The sequence below is a fragment of the Inquilinus sp. NPDC058860 genome, from assembly GCF_042743185.1.
In the GTDB taxonomy this organism is placed as follows: Bacteria; Pseudomonadota; Alphaproteobacteria; order DSM-16000; family Inquilinaceae; genus Inquilinus.
The window spans coordinates 202,862-219,613 of the sequence record NZ_JBHYMS010000001.1; the positions used below are offsets into that span (position 1 = coordinate 202,862).

16 protein-coding genes are annotated in these 16,752 nt (G+C 68.9%); 8 read left to right on the plus strand and 8 right to left on the minus strand.

The genetic code is table 11. The annotated features are described in order from the left end of the window. Positions 1–4: 4 nt before the first annotated feature. Complete coding sequence (locus ACFW16_RS00975) at positions 5–715, minus strand: creatininase family protein (protein ID WP_380300936.1); 711 nt, start codon at positions 713–715, stop codon at positions 5–7. Positions 716–913: 198 nt separating this feature from the next. Between ACFW16_RS00975 and ACFW16_RS00980 the strand changes: the two genes are divergently transcribed. Next, positions 914–1,468 carry a MarR family winged helix-turn-helix transcriptional regulator gene (locus ACFW16_RS00980; RefSeq protein WP_380300938.1) on the plus strand — a complete coding sequence of 185 codons (555 nt, stop codon included), beginning with the start codon at positions 914–916 and terminating at the stop codon, positions 1,466–1,468. Positions 1,469–1,470: 2 nt separating this feature from the next. Further along, positions 1,471–3,075, plus strand: coding sequence for an ABC transporter substrate-binding protein (locus tag ACFW16_RS00985; protein ID WP_380300940.1), 1,605 nt, complete (start codon positions 1,471–1,473; stop codon positions 3,073–3,075). 55 nt (positions 3,076–3,130) lie between these two features. On the opposite strand, the gene ACFW16_RS00990 is transcribed toward ACFW16_RS00985, so the two are convergent. The 3 genes from ACFW16_RS00990 to ACFW16_RS01000 all read right to left on the minus strand — a co-directional run bounded on the left by ACFW16_RS00990 (position 3,131) and on the right by ACFW16_RS01000 (position 6,494). Then, positions 3,131–5,425 carry a molybdopterin cofactor-binding domain-containing protein gene (locus ACFW16_RS00990; RefSeq protein WP_380300942.1) on the minus strand — a complete coding sequence of 765 codons (2,295 nt, stop codon included), beginning with the start codon at positions 5,423–5,425 and terminating at the stop codon, positions 3,131–3,133. 4 nt (positions 5,426–5,429) lie between these two features. Beyond that, positions 5,430–5,882: a (2Fe-2S)-binding protein gene (locus ACFW16_RS00995; RefSeq protein WP_380300944.1), complete on the minus strand. Its 453-nt coding sequence runs from the start codon at positions 5,880–5,882 to the stop codon at positions 5,430–5,432. A gap of 243 nt (positions 5,883–6,125) precedes the next feature. Next, positions 6,126–6,494 (minus strand): winged helix-turn-helix transcriptional regulator, encoded by a 369-nt coding sequence (locus ACFW16_RS01000; RefSeq protein ID WP_380300946.1) that lies wholly within the window; start codon positions 6,492–6,494, stop codon positions 6,126–6,128. Between the two features lie 160 nt (positions 6,495–6,654). On the opposite strand from ACFW16_RS01000, the gene ACFW16_RS01005 reads away from it, so the two are divergent. After that, the gene (locus tag ACFW16_RS01005) at positions 6,655–7,044 is read left to right on the plus strand and encodes a DoxX family protein (protein WP_380300948.1); all 390 of its coding nucleotides are present in this window, start codon (positions 6,655–6,657) and stop codon (positions 7,042–7,044) included. A 101-nt stretch (positions 7,045–7,145) separates the two neighbouring features. Here ACFW16_RS01005 and ACFW16_RS01010 read toward each other — a convergent pair whose 3' ends face one another. Further along, positions 7,146–7,910: a LysR substrate-binding domain-containing protein gene (locus tag ACFW16_RS01010; protein WP_380300950.1), complete on the minus strand. Its 765-nt coding sequence runs from the start codon at positions 7,908–7,910 to the stop codon at positions 7,146–7,148. A gap of 138 nt (positions 7,911–8,048) precedes the next feature. On the opposite strand from ACFW16_RS01010, the gene ACFW16_RS01015 reads away from it, so the two are divergent. The 5 genes from ACFW16_RS01015 to ACFW16_RS01035 all read left to right on the plus strand — a co-directional run bounded on the left by ACFW16_RS01015 (position 8,049) and on the right by ACFW16_RS01035 (position 12,401). Next, a complete protein-coding gene (locus ACFW16_RS01015) occupies positions 8,049–9,242 on the plus strand; it encodes an MFS transporter (RefSeq protein WP_380300952.1) in 1,194 nt (397 codons plus the stop codon). Then, a complete protein-coding gene (locus tag ACFW16_RS01020) occupies positions 9,232–9,495 on the plus strand; it encodes a cyclophilin-like fold protein (RefSeq protein WP_380300954.1) in 264 nt (87 codons plus the stop codon). The genes ACFW16_RS01015 and ACFW16_RS01020 overlap by 11 nt, the downstream gene beginning before the upstream one ends. A gap of 23 nt (positions 9,496–9,518) precedes the next feature. Further along, positions 9,519–10,535, plus strand: coding sequence for a zinc-dependent alcohol dehydrogenase family protein (locus ACFW16_RS01025; protein WP_380300956.1), 1,017 nt, complete (start codon positions 9,519–9,521; stop codon positions 10,533–10,535). A gap of 335 nt (positions 10,536–10,870) precedes the next feature. Beyond that, positions 10,871–11,137 (plus strand): hypothetical protein, encoded by a 267-nt coding sequence (locus tag ACFW16_RS01030; RefSeq protein WP_380300958.1) that lies wholly within the window; start codon positions 10,871–10,873, stop codon positions 11,135–11,137. A gap of 208 nt (positions 11,138–11,345) precedes the next feature. Next, positions 11,346–12,401, plus strand: coding sequence for a LysR family transcriptional regulator (locus ACFW16_RS01035; protein WP_380300960.1), 1,056 nt, complete (start codon positions 11,346–11,348; stop codon positions 12,399–12,401). Positions 12,402–12,451: 50 nt separating this feature from the next. On the opposite strand, the gene ACFW16_RS01040 is transcribed toward ACFW16_RS01035, so the two are convergent. The 3 genes from ACFW16_RS01040 to ACFW16_RS01050 are packed head-to-tail and all read right to left on the minus strand — an operon-like array spanning position 12,452 to position 16,703. After that, a complete protein-coding gene (locus ACFW16_RS01040) occupies positions 12,452–14,980 on the minus strand; it encodes a two-component system VirA-like sensor kinase (protein ID WP_380300962.1) in 2,529 nt (842 codons plus the stop codon). Continuing rightward, positions 14,977–15,987: a cytochrome-c peroxidase gene (locus ACFW16_RS01045; protein WP_380300964.1), complete on the minus strand. Its 1,011-nt coding sequence runs from the start codon at positions 15,985–15,987 to the stop codon at positions 14,977–14,979. Before ACFW16_RS01045 ends, ACFW16_RS01040 begins: the two co-directional genes overlap by 4 nt. Then, complete coding sequence (locus ACFW16_RS01050) at positions 15,987–16,703, minus strand: response regulator (RefSeq protein WP_380300966.1); 717 nt, start codon at positions 16,701–16,703, stop codon at positions 15,987–15,989. Before ACFW16_RS01050 ends, ACFW16_RS01045 begins: the two co-directional genes overlap by 1 nt. Between the last annotated feature and the right edge of the window lie 49 nt (positions 16,704–16,752).

The window sequence follows — 16,752 nt, forward strand, 5'->3', positions numbered from 1 at the left end:
CGGCTCAGCCTTCCCGGTCGGCCCGGCCGGTGGCCCAGTCGGCCGCGATCGCCTGCCGCGTTTCCTCCACCGCCACGGCCCAGACGGCCAGCATGTCGGCGTCGGGGCGCTGGTACAGGCCGCCGTAGTTGCCGTCGCCGAGGAGGCGGCGCTTGTCGGCCGGATTCAGCCGGGCCAGCCGGGCCAGGTCGACCGCCGGCTTCCGCTCCGCCGGCATCTCCACCCCCGACAGCCGGGTCCAGGGGAAATTCTCCATCCAGGACGCGTGCGACGCATGGCGATCGATCTCCAGCACCTTGGCCATCGTCCGGGGCGCCCGCCACCAGTCCTGCAGCTTCACCTGGGCGTCGCGCCGCCGGTCCAACCATTCGCCGAAGACCGGGGCGACCGGGGTATTGCCGCCATGGCCGTTCACCACGACGATGCGGCGGAAGCCGGCGCGGTACACGCTGTCCAGGACGTCCTCGATCAGCGCGGCATAGGTCGACAGCCGTAGCGAGATCGTGCCGGGGAAGTCGAGGAAGGTGGACACCATGCCGTAGGGCTGGACCGGGAAGACCGGGACGCCCAGCGGCTCCGCCGCCTCGACCGCCACCCGCTCGGCCAGGATCATGTCGACGCCCAGGCTGAGATAGGCGTGCTGCTCGACGCTGCCGATCGGCAGGACGCAGCGGTCATCCGCCTTCGCCCGGTCCTCGACCTGCATCCAATTCATCTCGACGATCCGCATCGGCGGCCGGCCTCTCCCGTTTTCCGTGGCCGCATCGGGGCGACGCGGCGTGCGGCGGACGCTCAGAAAGCATCGCCGCTATCGTCCCATTCGGAACCATATTCTAAAAGTTGACAGTGATATGCAACATCGTCAAGTTCCATATGGAACTAAATCCCGATGCAAAACCAACCGGCAGGGCGGATGACCGAGCGTCGCCAGGACTTCCAGGGCCAGACTCTGTCGGACCGGCTGGCCGACAGGCTGGGCGCGCTGTCGCCCATGGTCGGCGTCTGGCTGTGGCAGAACCCGTGCTGGCTGTCGTTCCGGCTGAACTTCCTGGGCGCCGGCTTCAATGCGCCGATCTACGGCTGGATCGAAGCCGCCTTTGGGCTGAAGCGGCCCGAGGTCGTCGTGCTCTATGCCCTCGGACTCAAGGACGGCCTGGCGGCGAAGGACATCTGCGCCGCGACTGTGTTCCCGAAGAACACCATCAGCCGCGCGATCCAGACGCTGCTGCAGCGCAAGCTGATCCGGCGCGCGACGGACAGGTCCGACCGCCGCAGCTTCGTGCTGCGGCTGACGGAAGGCGGCCGCGAGGTCGTCGATGCGGTGGTGCCGCCGATGGTGGAGCGCGAGCGCGCGATGCTCGCCGCCCTGACCGCCGGCGAGCAGCACATGCTGTACGAGCTGCTCACGAAAATGGTCGTCGCCTCGGGCGACTGGCCGGCAAACGCAGATCCGCAGGAGGCTTCATGACAATGGCACGATGGCTCGCGGGGGCCGCATTCGCGGCCTCGCTCTCGCTGGCGCTGACGGCGCCGTTCTCGAACGCCGCGACGGCGCAGACGCTGACGGTCGGCGTCCGCGCCGGGCCGCTGTCGATCGACCCGCACTTCACCGCCAGCGGCGTCAGCGCCGAGGCGCTGAAGCATGTCTTCGACACGCTGGTGAAGTCGGGCAACAACCTGGAGCTGGAGCCGGGCCTCGCCACCAGCTGGAAGGCGCTGGACGACACCACCTGGGAATTCAAGCTGCGCGAAGGCGTGAAGTTCCATGACGGGTCGGACTTCACGGCCGAGGACGTGAAGTTCTCGATCGAGCGGATCCCGCTCGTCACCGGCCCGAACCCGGCCACCATCTACGTGCGCCAGGTGAAGTCGGTCGAGATCGTCGATCCCCACACCATCCGGGTGCACACCAACGGGCCGGCCCCGACCCTGCCGAACGACTTCATCCGGCTGTTCATCGTCTCGCATGTCGCGGCGAAGGATTATTCGACCAAGGAGACGGCGAACGAGGGCTTCAACACCGGCAAGGCGGCGATCGGCACGGGGCCGTACAAGTTCGTCTCCTGGACGCCGAAGGAACAGCTGGTCCTCGAGCGCTTCGACGACTATTGGGGCGGGCGCGAGCCGTGGCAGACGGTGATCCGCAAGGAACTGCCGAACGATGCGACGCGCGTGGCCCAGCTGAAGGCGGGCCAGGTCGACATCATCGCCCGCACCCCGGCGGCCGACGTGCCGTCCCTGGAGGGCGACCCGGCCTATTCGGTCGTGAAGGCCGACAGCGTCTACCTGTTCTATGTCGAGTTCGACTTCCGCGAGCCGACGCCGCAGCTGACCGGCAAGGACGGCAAGCCCCTGGCCAAGAACCCGTTCCGCGACCCGCGGGTGCGCGAGGCGTTCGACCTCGCGATCGACCGCGAGACCCTGGCCGAGATCTCGATGGAAGAGATGGGCAAGCCGGCGACGCAGATGGTGACGCCGAACATCTTCGGTTACGACCCGTCGATCGAGATCCCGGCGCCCGACCCCAAGCGCGCCAAGGCGCTGCTGGCCGAGGCGGGATATCCCGACGGCTTCAGGGTGGTCTTCAACTTCACCAATGACGGGCTGCCCGGCGATCGCGCGGTCGGCACCTCGATCAGCCAGATGCTGGCGGCGATCGGCATCGACGCCCAGGCGAACGCCCAGCCGGGCGCCGTGTGGTCGCCGGCCCGCACCCGCGGCGAATTCTCCTTCGACATGGGCGGCTGGGGCACGCTGACGGGGGAATCCAACTACACCCTGTCGTCGCTGTTCCACACCAACGATCCGGCGAAGAAGCTGGGGGCCTTCAACGTCCGCGGCTATTCGAACCCGGAGGTCGACCGGATCGTCGAAGCCGCGGCGGTGGAGATGGACGTGGCGAAACGGGAGGCCCTCCTCGAGGAGGGCAACCGCCTGATCGCGAGCGAACGGCCGTCGCTGCCGGTCGCCAGCATCGTGACGGCCTGGACCATGCGCAAGGACAAGGTCACGATCGTTCCGCGCGCCGACGAGGACACGCTGGCCATGAACATCCGCCCCGTGCCGAAGGACTGACGAAGGCCGCCCCGTCCGCGGCATCCCGCGGACGGGGGAGCCGACCAGGCTGCGCCTATTCGCCCAGGGCCAGCTGGTCGCGGATCGGCAGCGCCCGTATCCGCCTGCCGCTCGCGGCGAAGATCGCGTTGGTCAGGGCCGGCGCGACCGGGGGAAGCCCGGGTTCGCCGACCCCGCCGAGAGGTCCGTCGAAGCGGGACGCGATCAGATGCGTGTGGATCTCCCTCGGCGCGGCATCGATGCGCGTGACCTCGTAGCCGTCGAAATTGGTCTGCTCGGCTCGGCCGTTCTTGAACGAGATCTCCCCGAGCGTCGCGAGGCTGACGCCCTGCACCACGGCCCCTTCGAGCTGCGATCGCACCCGGTCGGGGTTGACCACGGCGCCGCAGTCGAAGGCGATGTCCACGCGGGGGATGGTCAGCACGCCGCCGTCGCCGACCGCGACTTCGGCCACCACCGCGGTGTAGCTGACGAAGCTGCGATGCGCGGCGATGCCGAGGCCGTGCCCGGCCGGCAGCGCGCGCCCCCACCCGGCTTCGCCGGCGGCCCTCTCGATCACCTGCCGCAGCCGCCCGGTCTCGAAGGGATAGAGCTTCGGATCCTCCCCGTAGTTCCAGATCTCGGCCCAGCGGTCGCCGAAGGCATTCCGGTCGGGTCCGATCAGCTCCAGGAGATAGTCCTTGGGATCGCGGCCCGCCGCCGCGGCGAGTTCGGCCACGAAGCTCTGGATCGCGAAGGCGTGGGGAATGTTCGAGACCGACCGGAACCAGCCGATGCGCGTATGGGCGGGCGCCTCGGGGTTCTCGGCCCTGATATTGGGAATTGCGAAGGGAAGGTCGACGACGCCCATTCCGAGCTCGAACGCCGCTTCCTGCTTGGGATCCGGCATGAAGATCGAGGTGATCGTCGGCGCCGCGGTGCGATGCAGCCACGCGACCGGCTTGCCTGCCGCATCGAGGCCGGCCTCGAGCCGCTCGACCGACACCGTGTGGAAGAAGCTGTGCTGGATATCGTCTTCCCGGGTGAAGACCAGCTTCACCGGCCGGCCGCCCATCGCATGGGACAGGATCGCCGCCTCGCTGGCGAAGTCCGGCTTCGACTTGCGCCCGAATCCGCCCCCGAGCAGCAGGGTGTGCACGGTGACCTTTTCGAGCGGAATGTCGAACCGCTTGGACAGATCGGTCCGGATCGCCTCCGGCGCCTGCACGCTGCACCAGACCTCGCATTCGTCGCCGGTCACGCGCGCGGTCGCCGTCGGCGGCTCCATCGGCGCCTGCGCCAGATGGGGGATGTAATAGGAGGCCTCGACGCGCCGGGACGCGCCGGCCAGCGCGGCATAGGCGTCACCGTCGTCGCGCACGACCTTGCCCGGCTGCGTCGAGGCCGCTTCGAGCGCCTTGCGATACTCGACCGAATCGTAGCTGCCGTTCGGCCCGTCATCCCATTCGATCTGCAGGCGGGCGCGGCCCTTGATCGCCGCGAAGGTGTTCTCCGCGACGACGGCGATGCCGCCGAGCGGCTGGAATGCCGAGGGGATCTCGGGCGCGTCGATCGGAACGATCTTCAGAACGCCCGGAACCTTCAGCGCCTCGGCGGCGTCGACGCTCCGCACCTTGCCGCCGAGAACCGGAGGCCGGGCGACGACGGCATAGGCCATTCCCTCGACGCGGGCGTCGATGCCGAAGACGGCCTTGCCCGTCGTGATGTCGAGATTGTCGACGAGAGCGATCCGCTCTCGCCCGATATAGCGGAACCGTTCGGGCGCCTTGAACGCCAGCGCCTCCCGCGCCGGGACCGGGCGGGAGGCTGCGCCCTGCGCGAGCGCCCCGAAGCCGAGGCGCCGGCCACTGGCCTGGTGCACCACCTCGTGGTTGTCGGCCTTGACCTCAGTGACGGCGACGCCCCATCGCGCCGCCGCCTCCTGCTCGAGCATCTGCCGGGCGGCGGCCCCGATGCGGCGCAGCGGGTCGAAATGCTGGCGCATGCTGCGCGAGCCGTCGGTGTTCTGATTGCCGAAACGCGCTTCGTCGCCCGGCGCCTGAAGCACCGTCATGCGCGCAAGGTCGGCCTCCAGCTCATCGGCGACCACCATCGCCCAGCTGGTCCGGATCCCCTGCCCCATCTCGGCGCGATGGCACAGCAGGGTCACCGTGCCGTCATCCGCGATCGACAGGAAGATCCGGGGATCGTCCCTGAGCCCGCCCTCCATCGCGTCGCCGCCGTATTTCGTGTCCTGGGCCGTCGCGGGCGGAATGCGGACCGCCAGGACAAAGGCTCCGGCAGCCAACCCCAGCAGGGCCGAACGACGGCTGACGTTCATGACCCCTGGGACCTGATCCGTGATCGTCATGTGGTCACGCCCCCGTCGCGGCCAGCTTGATGGCGGCGCGGATGCGGGGATAGGTGCCGCAGCGGCAGATGTTCCCGCTCATCGCGGAATCGATCTCGGCGTCGGTCGGGTTCGGCGTGTCCCGCAGCAGCGAGGCGGCCTGCATGATCTGGCCGACCTGGCAATAGCCGCACTGGGCGACGTTGAGGTCGCGCCAAGCCTTCTGGACCGGGTGCATGCCGTCCGGCGACAGCCCCTCGATGGTGACGACGGCCTGGCCGTCGATGTCGCCCATGAAGGTCTGGCAGGAGCGGACCGCGGTCCCGCCGAGATGCACGGTGCAGGCGCCGCACAGCGCCTGGCCGCAGCCGAATTTGGTGCCGGTCATGCCGGCGACGTCGCGGAGATACCAAAGCAAAGGCATCTCCGGATCGCCGTCGAATGCATGAGGTGACCCGTTGATGGTGAACGCAGCCATCGCTTCGCCTCCGCCTGCCGCAGTCGCATTGCAGAGCACCTCGCGCCCGAGGATGGGGCGACGTCGCAGCCCCTTCCCATTCCCTGCCCGAGGCAAGACCAGGTGATGAGGCCGATTGCTCTTTGAAGCTGTAAGGATAGAAGGGACAGCTGCCTCTCAAATAGCGGTGCCGGTTCGATAGCGGTTATCGATCCCGCTCATAAATCCTGCGTGTCGCCCTCGGGTTCACCGGCGCGGAGGCGGCTAGCGGCTTCCGGTTTTGCGCCCGCGCGAGGCCGACCGCTTCGGCGGCACGCTGCGTCCATGGGTCTGCCACCACGCCGTCAGCGCTTCCATCGCCGGCCCGAGCCCGCGGGCCTTCGGCGTGATCTCGTATTCGACCCGGGGAGGCACTTCCGCGAAGACCGTGCGCGACACCAGGCCGTCGGCTTCGAGCTCGCGCAGCTGTGCCGTCAGCATGTGCTGGGTGATGCCGGGGATCGCCTTCCGCAGCTCCCCGAAGCGATAGATCCGCTGATTGAGCAGCCACATGATCTCCAGCTTCCACTTGCCGGAGAGCAACGCGAAGGCACGCCGCATCTCCTCGTGCATGTTGCTCTCTTCGCCGGTCATGGTCTGGCTTTCCATACTGACTGCCAATTATTCATCCTACTTGCGGATACCAATCCTGGTCGACATCTTCAATGCGCACTGCAGCGATCAAATCAAAACCTGCGTGCAAACCAGATAATCCCGGAGATGTTGCTGCTGAAGAAGCAGCCAGGAAGACCACATGGCCGAGACTTACATATATTGGATCAGCACGGCACTTCTGTGCCTGCTTTACCTCTCTTCCGCCGGGATGTACGCCACGCGACGGGACTGGGTGCGCCAGGCGCTCGCCGGCCTCGGCTACCCGGCCTACCTCGTGCCGGTCATGATCGCCGTGAAGATCCTGGGCGCGGCCGCGATCCTGTCGCGCGTCAGCGTGCCGCTCAGCGACCTCGCCTATGCCGGCATGCTCTATCACCTGCTGCTGTCGGGCCTGGCGCATCTCGGTGTCCGCAAGCCCGGCGGCGCCCTGCCGGCGCTCGTCGGCCTCGCCCTGCTGACCGCCTCCTTCGCCACGCAGAACGCCGCTCGCGAGATCCCGTCGCCCTATGTGCAGGCGGCGATGCGCTGACGCGGTGCCCCCGTTGCCGAATGGAGAAGATCGTGGGTCGCATCGATGGAAAGGACGGCCTCGTCGCAGTCGAGACCAGGTCAGGACGGACAGATCCTGTCTCATCCCTCTCGATGCCGAAGCGCGTCGACGACGACCTTGAACGCCGGCGAGTTCTGGCGCCGGCTCGGATAGTAGATGTAGTACCCCTCGAAGCTGGGCGACCAGTCGTCGAGCAACAGGATCAGGCGCCCGTCGGCGACCTGCCGCTCGACAAGGCTGTCGGGCACAAAGGCGATGCCGTAACCGTCCAGGGCCGCGCCCACCATGGGATAGGAGCTGTTGAAGGTGAACTGCCCGTCCACCCTGACCCGGAGGTCCTTCCCGTCCTTGGCGAACTCCCAGGCATAGAAGCCCCCGGCGGCCTGGCGCATGTTGATGCAGTCGTGGCCCAACAGGTCCTGCGGATGCTCCGGCGGGGGGCGGGTTGCGAGATAGCGGGGCGAAGCGACGGCGACCATGCGCCAGTCCGGCCCCACCCGGACGGCGATCATGTCCCGCTCGACGCTCTCCCCCAGCCGGATGCCGGCATCGAACCCGTCCTCGACGATGTTGCGGAACTTGTTGTCGATGCTCAGTTCGAGCTTGATGTCCGGATAGGAGCTCAGGACCGGCCGCAGCTTCGGCCACAGGACGGTTTCGTAGGCGTGATCCGACAGGGTTATCCTGATCGTCCCGGCGGGCTTCTCGCGGAACTCCATGAGCGCGGCGATCTCGTCCTCGATCTCCGCGACGCGCGGGGCCAGCGACTGCCGCAGCCGCTCACCCGCCTCGGGTTCCTGAGCGCCCGGTAGGAGGACTCGAGCCGGATCGGGTCGCCGCGGCATCCCGGGCGGCCCGGACTTATGCTGCCGGTCGATAAATCCAAGCGAATTGCGACGGCTGATCCGGCTGGTCCCCTGCCGCTGCATCTGGCGGCGGCAGGCCGAGACCCTTCGGCAGCGGCACGCCCTGAAAGGCGCATCATGCAATCGACTTACGACGAGACGCTGGTCAGACCGCGCGCGGCCTGGGGCGCGGTGGCCTCCATGGCCCTCTGCGTCGCAGCCCTCATCGCATCCGAGTTCATGCCGGTCAGCCTGCTGACGCCGATCGCGCACGATCTCGGGCTGGCCGAGGGGCAGGCCGGGCAGTCGATCTCGATCTCGGGCCTCTTCGCCGTGGTCACCAGCCTGTTCATCTCGGGGCTGACCCGGCGCATCGACCGCAAGATCGTCCTGTCGTCGTTCTCGGTGCTGCTGATCGTCTCCGGGACGATCGTGACCTTCGCCCCCGACTACCCGATACTGATGCTCGGCCGGGCGCTCCTGGGCGTCGCGATCGGCGGGTTCTGGTCGATGTCCACCGCGATCGTCATGCGGCTGCTGCCGGAGGATTCGGTGCCCCGCGGCCTCGCGATGCTCAACGCCGGCAATGCCGTCGCGGCGACGATCTCGGCCCCGCTCGGCAGCTTTCTCGGCGCCTATATCGGCTGGCGCGGCGCCTTCTTCCTGGTGGTGCCGCTGACCCTGATGGCGCTGATCTGGCAGTGGATCAGCATGCCGTCGCTGCCGCCGCGGCAGCGGACCGGACCGGGGAATGTCTTCCGGCTTCTGCGGCGCCCGCAGGTCGCCCTGGGCATGACGTCGATCCTGCTGCTGTTCATGGGACAGTTCGCGCTGTTCACCTATCTCCGGCCGTTCCTCGAAGCCGTCTCCGGCTATCCGGTCTCGGCGCTGTCCCTGGCCCTCCTGCTGATGGGGCTGGCGGGTGTCGCGGGCACGTGGTGCATCAGCCGGCTGCTCGGCGCGCACCTCTATCCGGTCGTCATCGCCATTCCCCTGGTGATGGCCGGGATCGCCGTCCTGCTGATCGCCATGGGCTCCATGCAGCTGCCGGTGGCTCTTCTGCTGATCGCGTGGGGCTTCTTCGGCACCGCCGCGCCGGTGGGCTGGGGAACCTGGCTGAGCCGCGTCCTGCGCGACGACGCCGAGGCCGGCGGGGGCCTGCAGGTCGCCGTCATCCAGCTCGCCATCACGATCGGCGCCGCGGCCGGCGGCCTGCTGTTCGACCGGACGGGCTGGTGGAGCTCCTTCGCCTTCGCGGCGCTCCTGCTGCTGGGCTCCTCGCTGGCCGCGGCCGCGGCGTGGTTCGAATGGGAGCTCTCACGTGAAGCTTGAACCCCGATCGCTCGGGCGCCGAGCCCTCCTGGGGGCCGTCCTCGTCGGCGCCGCCATGCCGCACGCGGCGCCGGCTCAGACCGCGCCGCCCAAGACCGACCTCTGCCATTACGCCCCTTGGGGCAACCTGGCGTTCTTCTACGCCGGTTATCGCTATTCGAGGGGGCTGATCCGGCTCGGCCGCCTGGACGGCGGCATCGAGCCGTTGCTGACGCGCGGCAAGTTCCCGCTCCGCGTCGAGCCCCTGTCCTGACACCGTAGCAGGAGAAACGAAAGATGCTGGCCACCGTACTGCACGGCCCCGGCGACGTGCGCTTCGAGCATGTCGACGACCCGAAGATCGTGAAGCCGACCGACGCCGTCATCAAGCTGTCGGCCACCTGCATCTGCGGGTCCGACCTGTGGCCCTATCGCGGGCTCCAGCCGATGGGCGGCCCCGCCCCTATGGGCCACGAATATTGCGGCGTGGTGGTGGAGGTCGGCAGCGACGTCAGGACCGTCCGGCCCGGCCAGTTCGTCGTCGGCTCGTTCTGCATCTCCGACAACACCTGTCCGCATTGCCGGTTCGGCTTTCCGTCCTCCTGCGAGCAGCGCGAGTTCATGAGCGGGGCACAGGCGCCCTACGCCCGCATTCCCCTGGCCGACGGAACGCTGGTCGCGACCGCCGAGATGCCGCCCGACGATCTCATCCCCAGCCTTCTGGCCACGTCGGACGTGCTGGGCACCGGCTGGTATGCGGCGGATGCGGCCCGGGTCCGGCCCGGATCGACCGTCGCCGTCGTCGGCGACGGCGCCGTCGGGCTGATGGGGGTGCTGTCGGCGAAGCAGATGGGCGCCGCGCGCATCATCGCCATGAGCCGCCACAAGAGCCGCCAGGATCTCGCCCTCGAATACGGCGCGACCGATATCGTCTCGGAGCGCGGCGAGGCCGGCGTGGCGACGATCAAGGAGCTGACGAAGGGCATCGGTGCCGACTCCGTGCTCGAATGCGTGGGCACCCAGGAATCGATGAGCCAGGCGGTCCAGTGCGCCCGTCCGGGTGCCATGATCGGCTATGTCGGCGTCCCCCACGGGGTCCAGTTCGACGGCCAGGCGCTGTTCTTCTCGCAGACCGGGATGCTGGGCGGCCCCGCGCCGGTGCGCCGGTTCCTGCCGCATCTGATGGACCTGGTGCTCCAGCGCAAGATCGACCCCGGCAAGGTCTTCGACCTCGAGCTGCCGCTGGCCGACGTGGCCGAAGGCTATCGCGCCATGGATGACCGTCGCGCCATCAAGACGCTGCTCCGGGTGTGAGGCTTCGCCTCTCAGGTGGCGAGTGGTTGCGATGCGGCGGCGCTGACAACTGGCTCGCCCAACCGGGCGACGTCTTCCAGCCTCGCGCGAGCCGAGGACGTTCCGGGGAATCCGGATCTCTCAATCCATCAAGCCCCGAAACTATATCCTCATGCCCATGACGCCGCTCTTCCATCAATCCACCCTATGATCGGGTGCATATCGTAGCATTTTTCTTTCCATTTCAGAAAATCTTCCCAAAGATTGCCAAGACATTATTTTCAGCGCTTTCATGCGGACGGCGCAGACCGCCTCGTCCGAACATCGCAGAGCCATTCCGGCGGAAGGTCGAGCGGATGGCGGAGGCGCTGGACCATCCGGACGACCGCCGCGTCGCGCGTGGCATGCACCAGCACCTCGAGCACCTCATCCTCGGCGGCGGCCGCCCGCCAGAGATACGTCTGTTTCCGCCGGCCCGGACGAACATCTCGTCCAAGCGCCATCGCCGGCGCGGCGCTGGCCGCCGCCCGCGAAGCTGCCGAGCGATGGCCGGGTCGAAGCCGATCGCCCATCGCCGGATTTCATCTGTAACGATTCCGGCCGGTTCTGAAATCCGCAATTAACTCGGCTGCCGAAACTTGGCGCCTGCAGCCGGTGGTTCCCGCGTCGCCCGACGGAGGGACACCGGCCCCGGATCGGGCCTTACCTCTGGTCCGGCGACGTCGTACGAGCCGACCCGGCGGCCGCCGCCGGGCAGGCACCACCAACACGAGTCTTTCCGTCACAGGAGCACCCGGTCCCGACGGGCTCTCCTGCGAAGAGGGGAAAACCATGTCTGACTTCGCTGTCACCCGGAAGACCTCGATGGAGCGGCCGCACCCGGCCCTGATCGCCGGCGGCCGCCAGGCCGCGCCGCAACGGAGCATGCCGAATCTGGCGTCGGTCGACCTGAACCTGCTGGTGGCGCTGGAGGCGCTGCTGCAATTCCGCAACGTCACCCACGCCGCCCAGCATGTCGGCCAGAGCCAGCCGGCGATGAGCCGGGCCCTGGCCAGGCTGCGCGGCATGTTCAACGACGACATCCTGGTCCGCACCTCGACCGGCCTGGCGCCGACGCCGCGGGGCCAACGCCTGGCCGCGGCCCTGCCCTCGGTGCTGGACGCGATCCGCGAAATGGTCACCAGCCGCAGCTTCGCCCCCGGCGAATGGCGGTCCAGGACGACGATGGCGATGCCCGACCACCAGGCGCTGGTCCTGCTGCCGCGTCTGCTGCCGCGGCTGCGCGAGCGGGCGCCGCACCTCGACGTCATCACCGACCCGCTGCTGGCCGGCGCGCTGCGGCGGCTCGAACAGGGCGAGATCGACCTCGCCGTCGGGCAGATCGGCGACACCCCGCCCGGCTATTTCCGGCGCAGCCTCTACGCCGACCGCTTCGCCTGCCTGCTGCGCCGGGACCATCCGGCCCTGGCGCAGGACTGGTCGATCGAGACCTTCTCGACCCTGCGCCACGCCGTGATCGCCTCCGGCTCCGAGGACGGCTTCGGCCAGGTCTATGACGGGCTGGCCAAGCTGGACCTGCCGGACCGCGACCCGATCCTGGTCCCGAACATGCTGACGGCGCCGGCGATGATCGCGGAGACCGACCTGGTGCTGACCGTGCCGCACCGCGTCGCGACGCGGGTGGCCGCCATGATGTCACTGGCGGTCGTCGAACCGCCGCTGGAGCTGCCGGCCTACGAGGTCGCGCTGATCTGGCACGAGCGGCGCCATCGCGACCCGGACCACAGCTGGCTGCGCACCGAGATCGCCGCGGCGGCGCTGGCGACGGTGCCGGGCAGCCACCAGCCCGCCGCGGCGACGGGGTCGTACGACGCGGCAGCGTTCTGATCCCCCGCGGATCATGGCCCGGCCGGTTCGAGGCGGCCGAGCCGGCCGCCTCAGACGACCCGCTCGCTGTCGGCGGGCGCCAGGCACGCAGCCAAGCGCTCCGCCAGCGGCCGCGACCGCAGCGGTTTCCGGAGCACCTCGAGGATCCCGGCCGCCTCGATCTCCGCGGAATCGAGGCCGCCGAAATGGCCGGTCATCATCAGGATCGGCAGGCCGGGCCGGATGCGATGCAGCTCGGCCGCCAGCTCGATCCCCGTCACGTCCGGCATCAGCGCGTCGGTCAGGACCAGGTCGAAGCGGTCGGGGTCGGCGCGGAAGGCGGCCAGGGCGGCCGCGCTGCTGTCGAAGCCGACGGGCTCGTACTGCAGGGCGGCCAGCATCTCCTCCAGCAGCAGCACCAGCGGCGTCTCGTCGTCGACCACGAGGATGGTCTCGCCGCGCCCCCACAGGGATGAAGCCTCGGCGACCTCCTCCTCATCCACCACAGGCTCCTCGGTCAGGGGCAGATAGGCCTCGAAGGTGCTGCCGATTCCGGGCCGGCTCTCCACATTCATGGCGCCGCCCTGCCCGGTCACGATCCCATACACCGTCGGCAGGCCGAGGCCGGTGCCGCTGCCCACCGCCTTGGTGGTGAAGAAGGGCTCGAAGATCCGCTTCATCACGGCGGGGTCGATGCCGTGGCCGGAATCCGCCACGCTGAGGCGCAGATAGTCGCCGCCCGTCAAAGGCCCATGCGACAGCACCGTGTCCGAGGGGATCCGGGCCAGGTCGAGGCCGATCTCGATCCGGCCCTGCCCGGTCATGGCGTGCGACGCGTTGGTGCACAGATTCATCACGATCTGCTGCAGCTCGGTGACATCGCCGAGGATCGCCGCGTCCCCGGCCGCGAAGCGCCGGTGCAGCGCGATCGTCGGGGGCAGGGAGGCGCGCAGCAGTTCCAGCGCCTCGGCGACCACGGGCTCGGGGCGGATCGCGCGATACCGGCGCTCGCGGCGGCGGCTGAAGGCCAGGATCTGGTCGATCACCGACTGTGCCCGCGTCCCCGCGGTCATGATCTGCTTCACATACTGCTGGGTCGAGCCGGTGCGGGTCAGCGTCGACAGCGCCAGCTCGCCATAGCCCAGGATCGCGCCCAGGATGTTGTTGAACTCATGGGCGATGCCCCCGGCCAGGGCGCCGAGCGATTCCAGCCGCTGGGACTGGGCGAGCTGGGTCTCCAGCGCCTCGCGCCGGATCTCGCTGCGCTCCCGCTCGATCGCATTGGCGAAGCTTTCGGCTGCGGTGCGCAGCAGGCCGACATCGGCCGTCGACCAGTGCTTCTCGGCCGTCACCCCCTCGAACATCAGCACGCCGGAGCGGCTGCCGGCCTTGCCCAACGGAATCGACAGCCAGGAGCGGAGGCCGAGCAGCGCCAGGCGGTCCTTGATCGGCCCGTCGGGCAGCGCGACGACGGACGGCACATGGATCGTCCCGTCGTCGACCCCGGCCGCGATCGGCCAGTCATTCGCCAGGTCGAGCAGCATCCGGCCGGTGTCGGCCGTGTTCGGGACCTGGGGCTGCGACCACGAATACTCGCGGTCGCCGGGCGCCGTGCCCAAACCCCAGACGAAGATATGGGCCCGGTCGAACAGCATGTGTCCGGCCAGCCGCGCCAGGCCCCGTTCGATGCCGTCGTCGAGGCTGGCCCGGGGCAGGTTGATGAAGTCGGTCGAGATCGTGGCGATCAGGTTTTCCAGGGCGAGTCGCTTCTCCAGCGCCCGCGCATTGGCCCGCAGCCGCAGGAACAGGTAACAGACATAGGCCGCGAGGCCGACCGCCACGGCATAGAGCAGGAGACGGAAATACAGGGCCCGCGTCGCAGCCCGGCCGTAGGCGAAGAAATAGGCCTGCTTGATCTCCTGCGCCTGCGTAGCGATCGGCGCCGCCTGCAGGCGGGCGACGAGGCTGTCCACGGTCGGGAGGGTGGCGAGGATCAGGTGCCCGTGCATGACCAGGGCGTCGACGCCCTCGGCCGCGGCGGCTGGAACATCCAGGCTGCGCAGCCGGTCGAGCGCGGCCGACAGCTCGGCCGCCATCTCGCTTCTGGGGTCGGCCGCGAACAGCAGCATGGCGCTGGCCAGGCTGCCGATCTCCGACCCCAGGGCGGTCTGCCGCAGGCCCTCCGCCTGGTCGAGCTGCCGGGCCGTGTGGTTGAAATAGCTGAGCGAGTTCTGCAGCATCGCGTTGCTGGATTTGAAGTCGTCGACCAGCCTCTCCTGATCGTCGATCGCCGCCGTCAACCGCGCGACGTCCTGGTCGATGGCAGCGCGCGCTTCGCCCTGGGCGATGTCGCCGGCGGTCCTCAGGCTGGCTGCCGCCTGCCGCAGCGCCGCCACGGACTGCACCAGGGGGTCGTAGCTGCGCAGCAGCCCGGTGCGGGACCGAAGCACATCGCGCTGCAGCGCCGCGTTGTTGAGATCGAGCGAGCGCAGCGCGTCCAGCGTGCGCTCGTGCTGCCCGGCATCGGGCGTGGCGCCCTGGACCAGCAGATAGGTCAGCGCCAGCATCAGGGCCAGCAGCGCGACGCCCAGAGTTCTCATCTGGCCTCTGCGGCGGTGATCTGCGACAGCGGCCTGCCTTCGTATTCGCCGGTCAGCGTGCCCAGGAACTGGATGATCAGGTCGCGGTCGACCTGCGGCATGGTGCGGCCGAGCTGGGCCTGGGCCATGATCGCGACGGCCGCGTCGAGCGTGTCGGCGCTGCCGTCGTGGAAGTAGGGCGCGGTCAGCGCGACGTTGCGCAGGCTGGGCACGCGGAACACCCGGCGGTCCGACTCGCGGCCGGTGATGGCGAAGCGGCCCTGATCCGCGATGTCGTCATCCGTCCGGCCCGAGAAGGGGTCGGAGAAGATGCCGAACTTCTGGAACAGGTTGCCGCCGACGTTGCGGCCCTGGTGGCAGGCGACGCAGCCATAGGCCTTGAACAGCTCGTAGCCGCGCTTCTCGTCGGCGGTGATGGCCGTGGCGTCGCCGCGCAGATAGCGGTCGAACCGGGCATTGGGGGTCGACAGCGACCGCTGGAAGGTGGCGAGCGCGTCCAGCACGGAGTCGCGGCTGGGCCCGGCGCCATAGGCCGATTCGAAGGCGCTGCGGTAACCGGAATCCTTGTTCAGCTTCGCCAGCACGTCGGGCCAGCGGGCATTCATCAGCCGGGGTTCCAGCAGCACCGCCTCGTTATGCGCCTCCAGCACCCGATGGTTGCCACGCCAGTTCAGGCGGAAATCGCCGGCGAGGTTGAAGATCGTCGGCGTGTTGAAGGGCTCCAGCTGCCCGTTGGCGCCCTGCGAATGGGCCAGGCCGTCGGCACCGCCGCGATTGAATTCGTGGCAGGAGGCGCAGGAGCGGACGTCGCCGCCGGACAGCCGGACATCCGAGAACAGCGCCTTGCCGAGCGCGACCTTCGCCGGGTCCAGGGTGCGGTCCGGCTCCACCGGCGTGATCGGCTCCTCCCGGGCGGGGTCGACGCCCTGCCCCAGCGCCGCGCCGAACACCAGGACCGCGAGGCCGGCGGCCAAGCCCCAGGCCAGACCGCGCGAGACGATACTCATCACAGCGACTCCACGGCGGGGGCGAAGACGTAGCCGACGCCGCGCTCGGTCTTGATCAGGCCCGGGTCGCTGGGATTGGCCTCCAGCTTGCGGCGCAGGCGCAGGACCAGCACGTCGACGCTTCGGTCGAAGACCTCCGAATCATGCACCCGGCTGGTGACCAGCAGCTGCTCCCGGCTCATCACCCGCTGCGGCGACCGGACGAAGGCCGTCAGCAGGTTGAACTCGCCGGAGGTGAGGCTGACCTCGGCGCCTGCCGGGGAGGTCAGGCGCCGCCTGGCGATGTCCAGCTCCCACCCATCGAAGCGGTAGCGGGCCCGGCCTTCCCGCCGGCGCGCCCGTTCCCCGGCCGACTCCAGGCGCCGGAGGACGGTCCGGACCCGGGCCACCAGCTCGCGCAGGGCCAGCGGCTTGGTCAGATAGTCGTCGGCCCCCAGCTCGAGCCCGATGACGCGGTCCATCTCTTCCAGGCGATGGCCGGTGATCAGGATCACGGGCGCGTCGGAGCCGGTGCGCAGACCGCGCATCAGATCCATCCCGTCCTCCTGTCCCAGCTTCAGGTCGAGGATGACCAGGTCGATCTCCTCCGTGGCCAGGATCCGCGTCATCGCCGCGCCGGATGAGGCCGGCCGGACCTCGAAATCATGGCGCTCGAGGTATTCACAGATCACATCGCGCATCGCCGGATCGTCGTCGACCACGAGAATACGTTTCACCGCGTAACCTCGCCCGCGAGTTCGGTCAGACCTGTCTCCATGCGCTAAA

Bases quoted from the DNA above. Each gene is read 5' to 3' on its own strand.
- ACFW16_RS01045 (WP_380300964.1), bottom strand. From the start codon at position 15,987: ATGAGTATCGTCTCGCGCGGTCTGGCCTGGGGCTTGGCCGCCGGCCTC.
- ACFW16_RS01000 (WP_380300946.1), bottom strand. From the start codon at position 6,494: ATGACCGGCGAAGAGAGCAACATGCACGAGGAGATGCGGCGTGCCTTC.
- ACFW16_RS01040 (WP_380300962.1), bottom strand. From the start codon at position 14,980: ATGAGAACTCTGGGCGTCGCGCTGCTGGCCCTGATGCTGGCGCTGACC.
- ACFW16_RS01010 (WP_380300950.1), bottom strand. From the start codon at position 7,910: ATGCCGCGGCGACCCGATCCGGCTCGAGTCCTCCTACCGGGCGCTCAG.
- ACFW16_RS00975 (WP_380300936.1), bottom strand. From the start codon at position 715: ATGAATTGGATGCAGGTCGAGGACCGGGCGAAGGCGGATGACCGCTGC.
- ACFW16_RS00985 (WP_380300940.1), top strand. From the start codon at position 1,471: ATGGCACGATGGCTCGCGGGGGCCGCATTCGCGGCCTCGCTCTCGCTG.
- ACFW16_RS00980 (WP_380300938.1), top strand. From the start codon at position 914: ATGACCGAGCGTCGCCAGGACTTCCAGGGCCAGACTCTGTCGGACCGG.
- ACFW16_RS01005 (WP_380300948.1), top strand. From the start codon at position 6,655: ATGGCCGAGACTTACATATATTGGATCAGCACGGCACTTCTGTGCCTG.
- ACFW16_RS01025 (WP_380300956.1), top strand. From the start codon at position 9,519: ATGCTGGCCACCGTACTGCACGGCCCCGGCGACGTGCGCTTCGAGCAT.
- ACFW16_RS01035 (WP_380300960.1), top strand. From the start codon at position 11,346: ATGTCTGACTTCGCTGTCACCCGGAAGACCTCGATGGAGCGGCCGCAC.
- ACFW16_RS00995 (WP_380300944.1), bottom strand. From the start codon at position 5,882: ATGGCTGCGTTCACCATCAACGGGTCACCTCATGCATTCGACGGCGAT.
- ACFW16_RS01030 (WP_380300958.1), top strand. From the start codon at position 10,871: ATGGCGGAGGCGCTGGACCATCCGGACGACCGCCGCGTCGCGCGTGGC.
- ACFW16_RS00990 (WP_380300942.1), bottom strand. From the start codon at position 5,425: ATGACGATCACGGATCAGGTCCCAGGGGTCATGAACGTCAGCCGTCGT.
- ACFW16_RS01015 (WP_380300952.1), top strand. From the start codon at position 8,049: ATGCAATCGACTTACGACGAGACGCTGGTCAGACCGCGCGCGGCCTGG.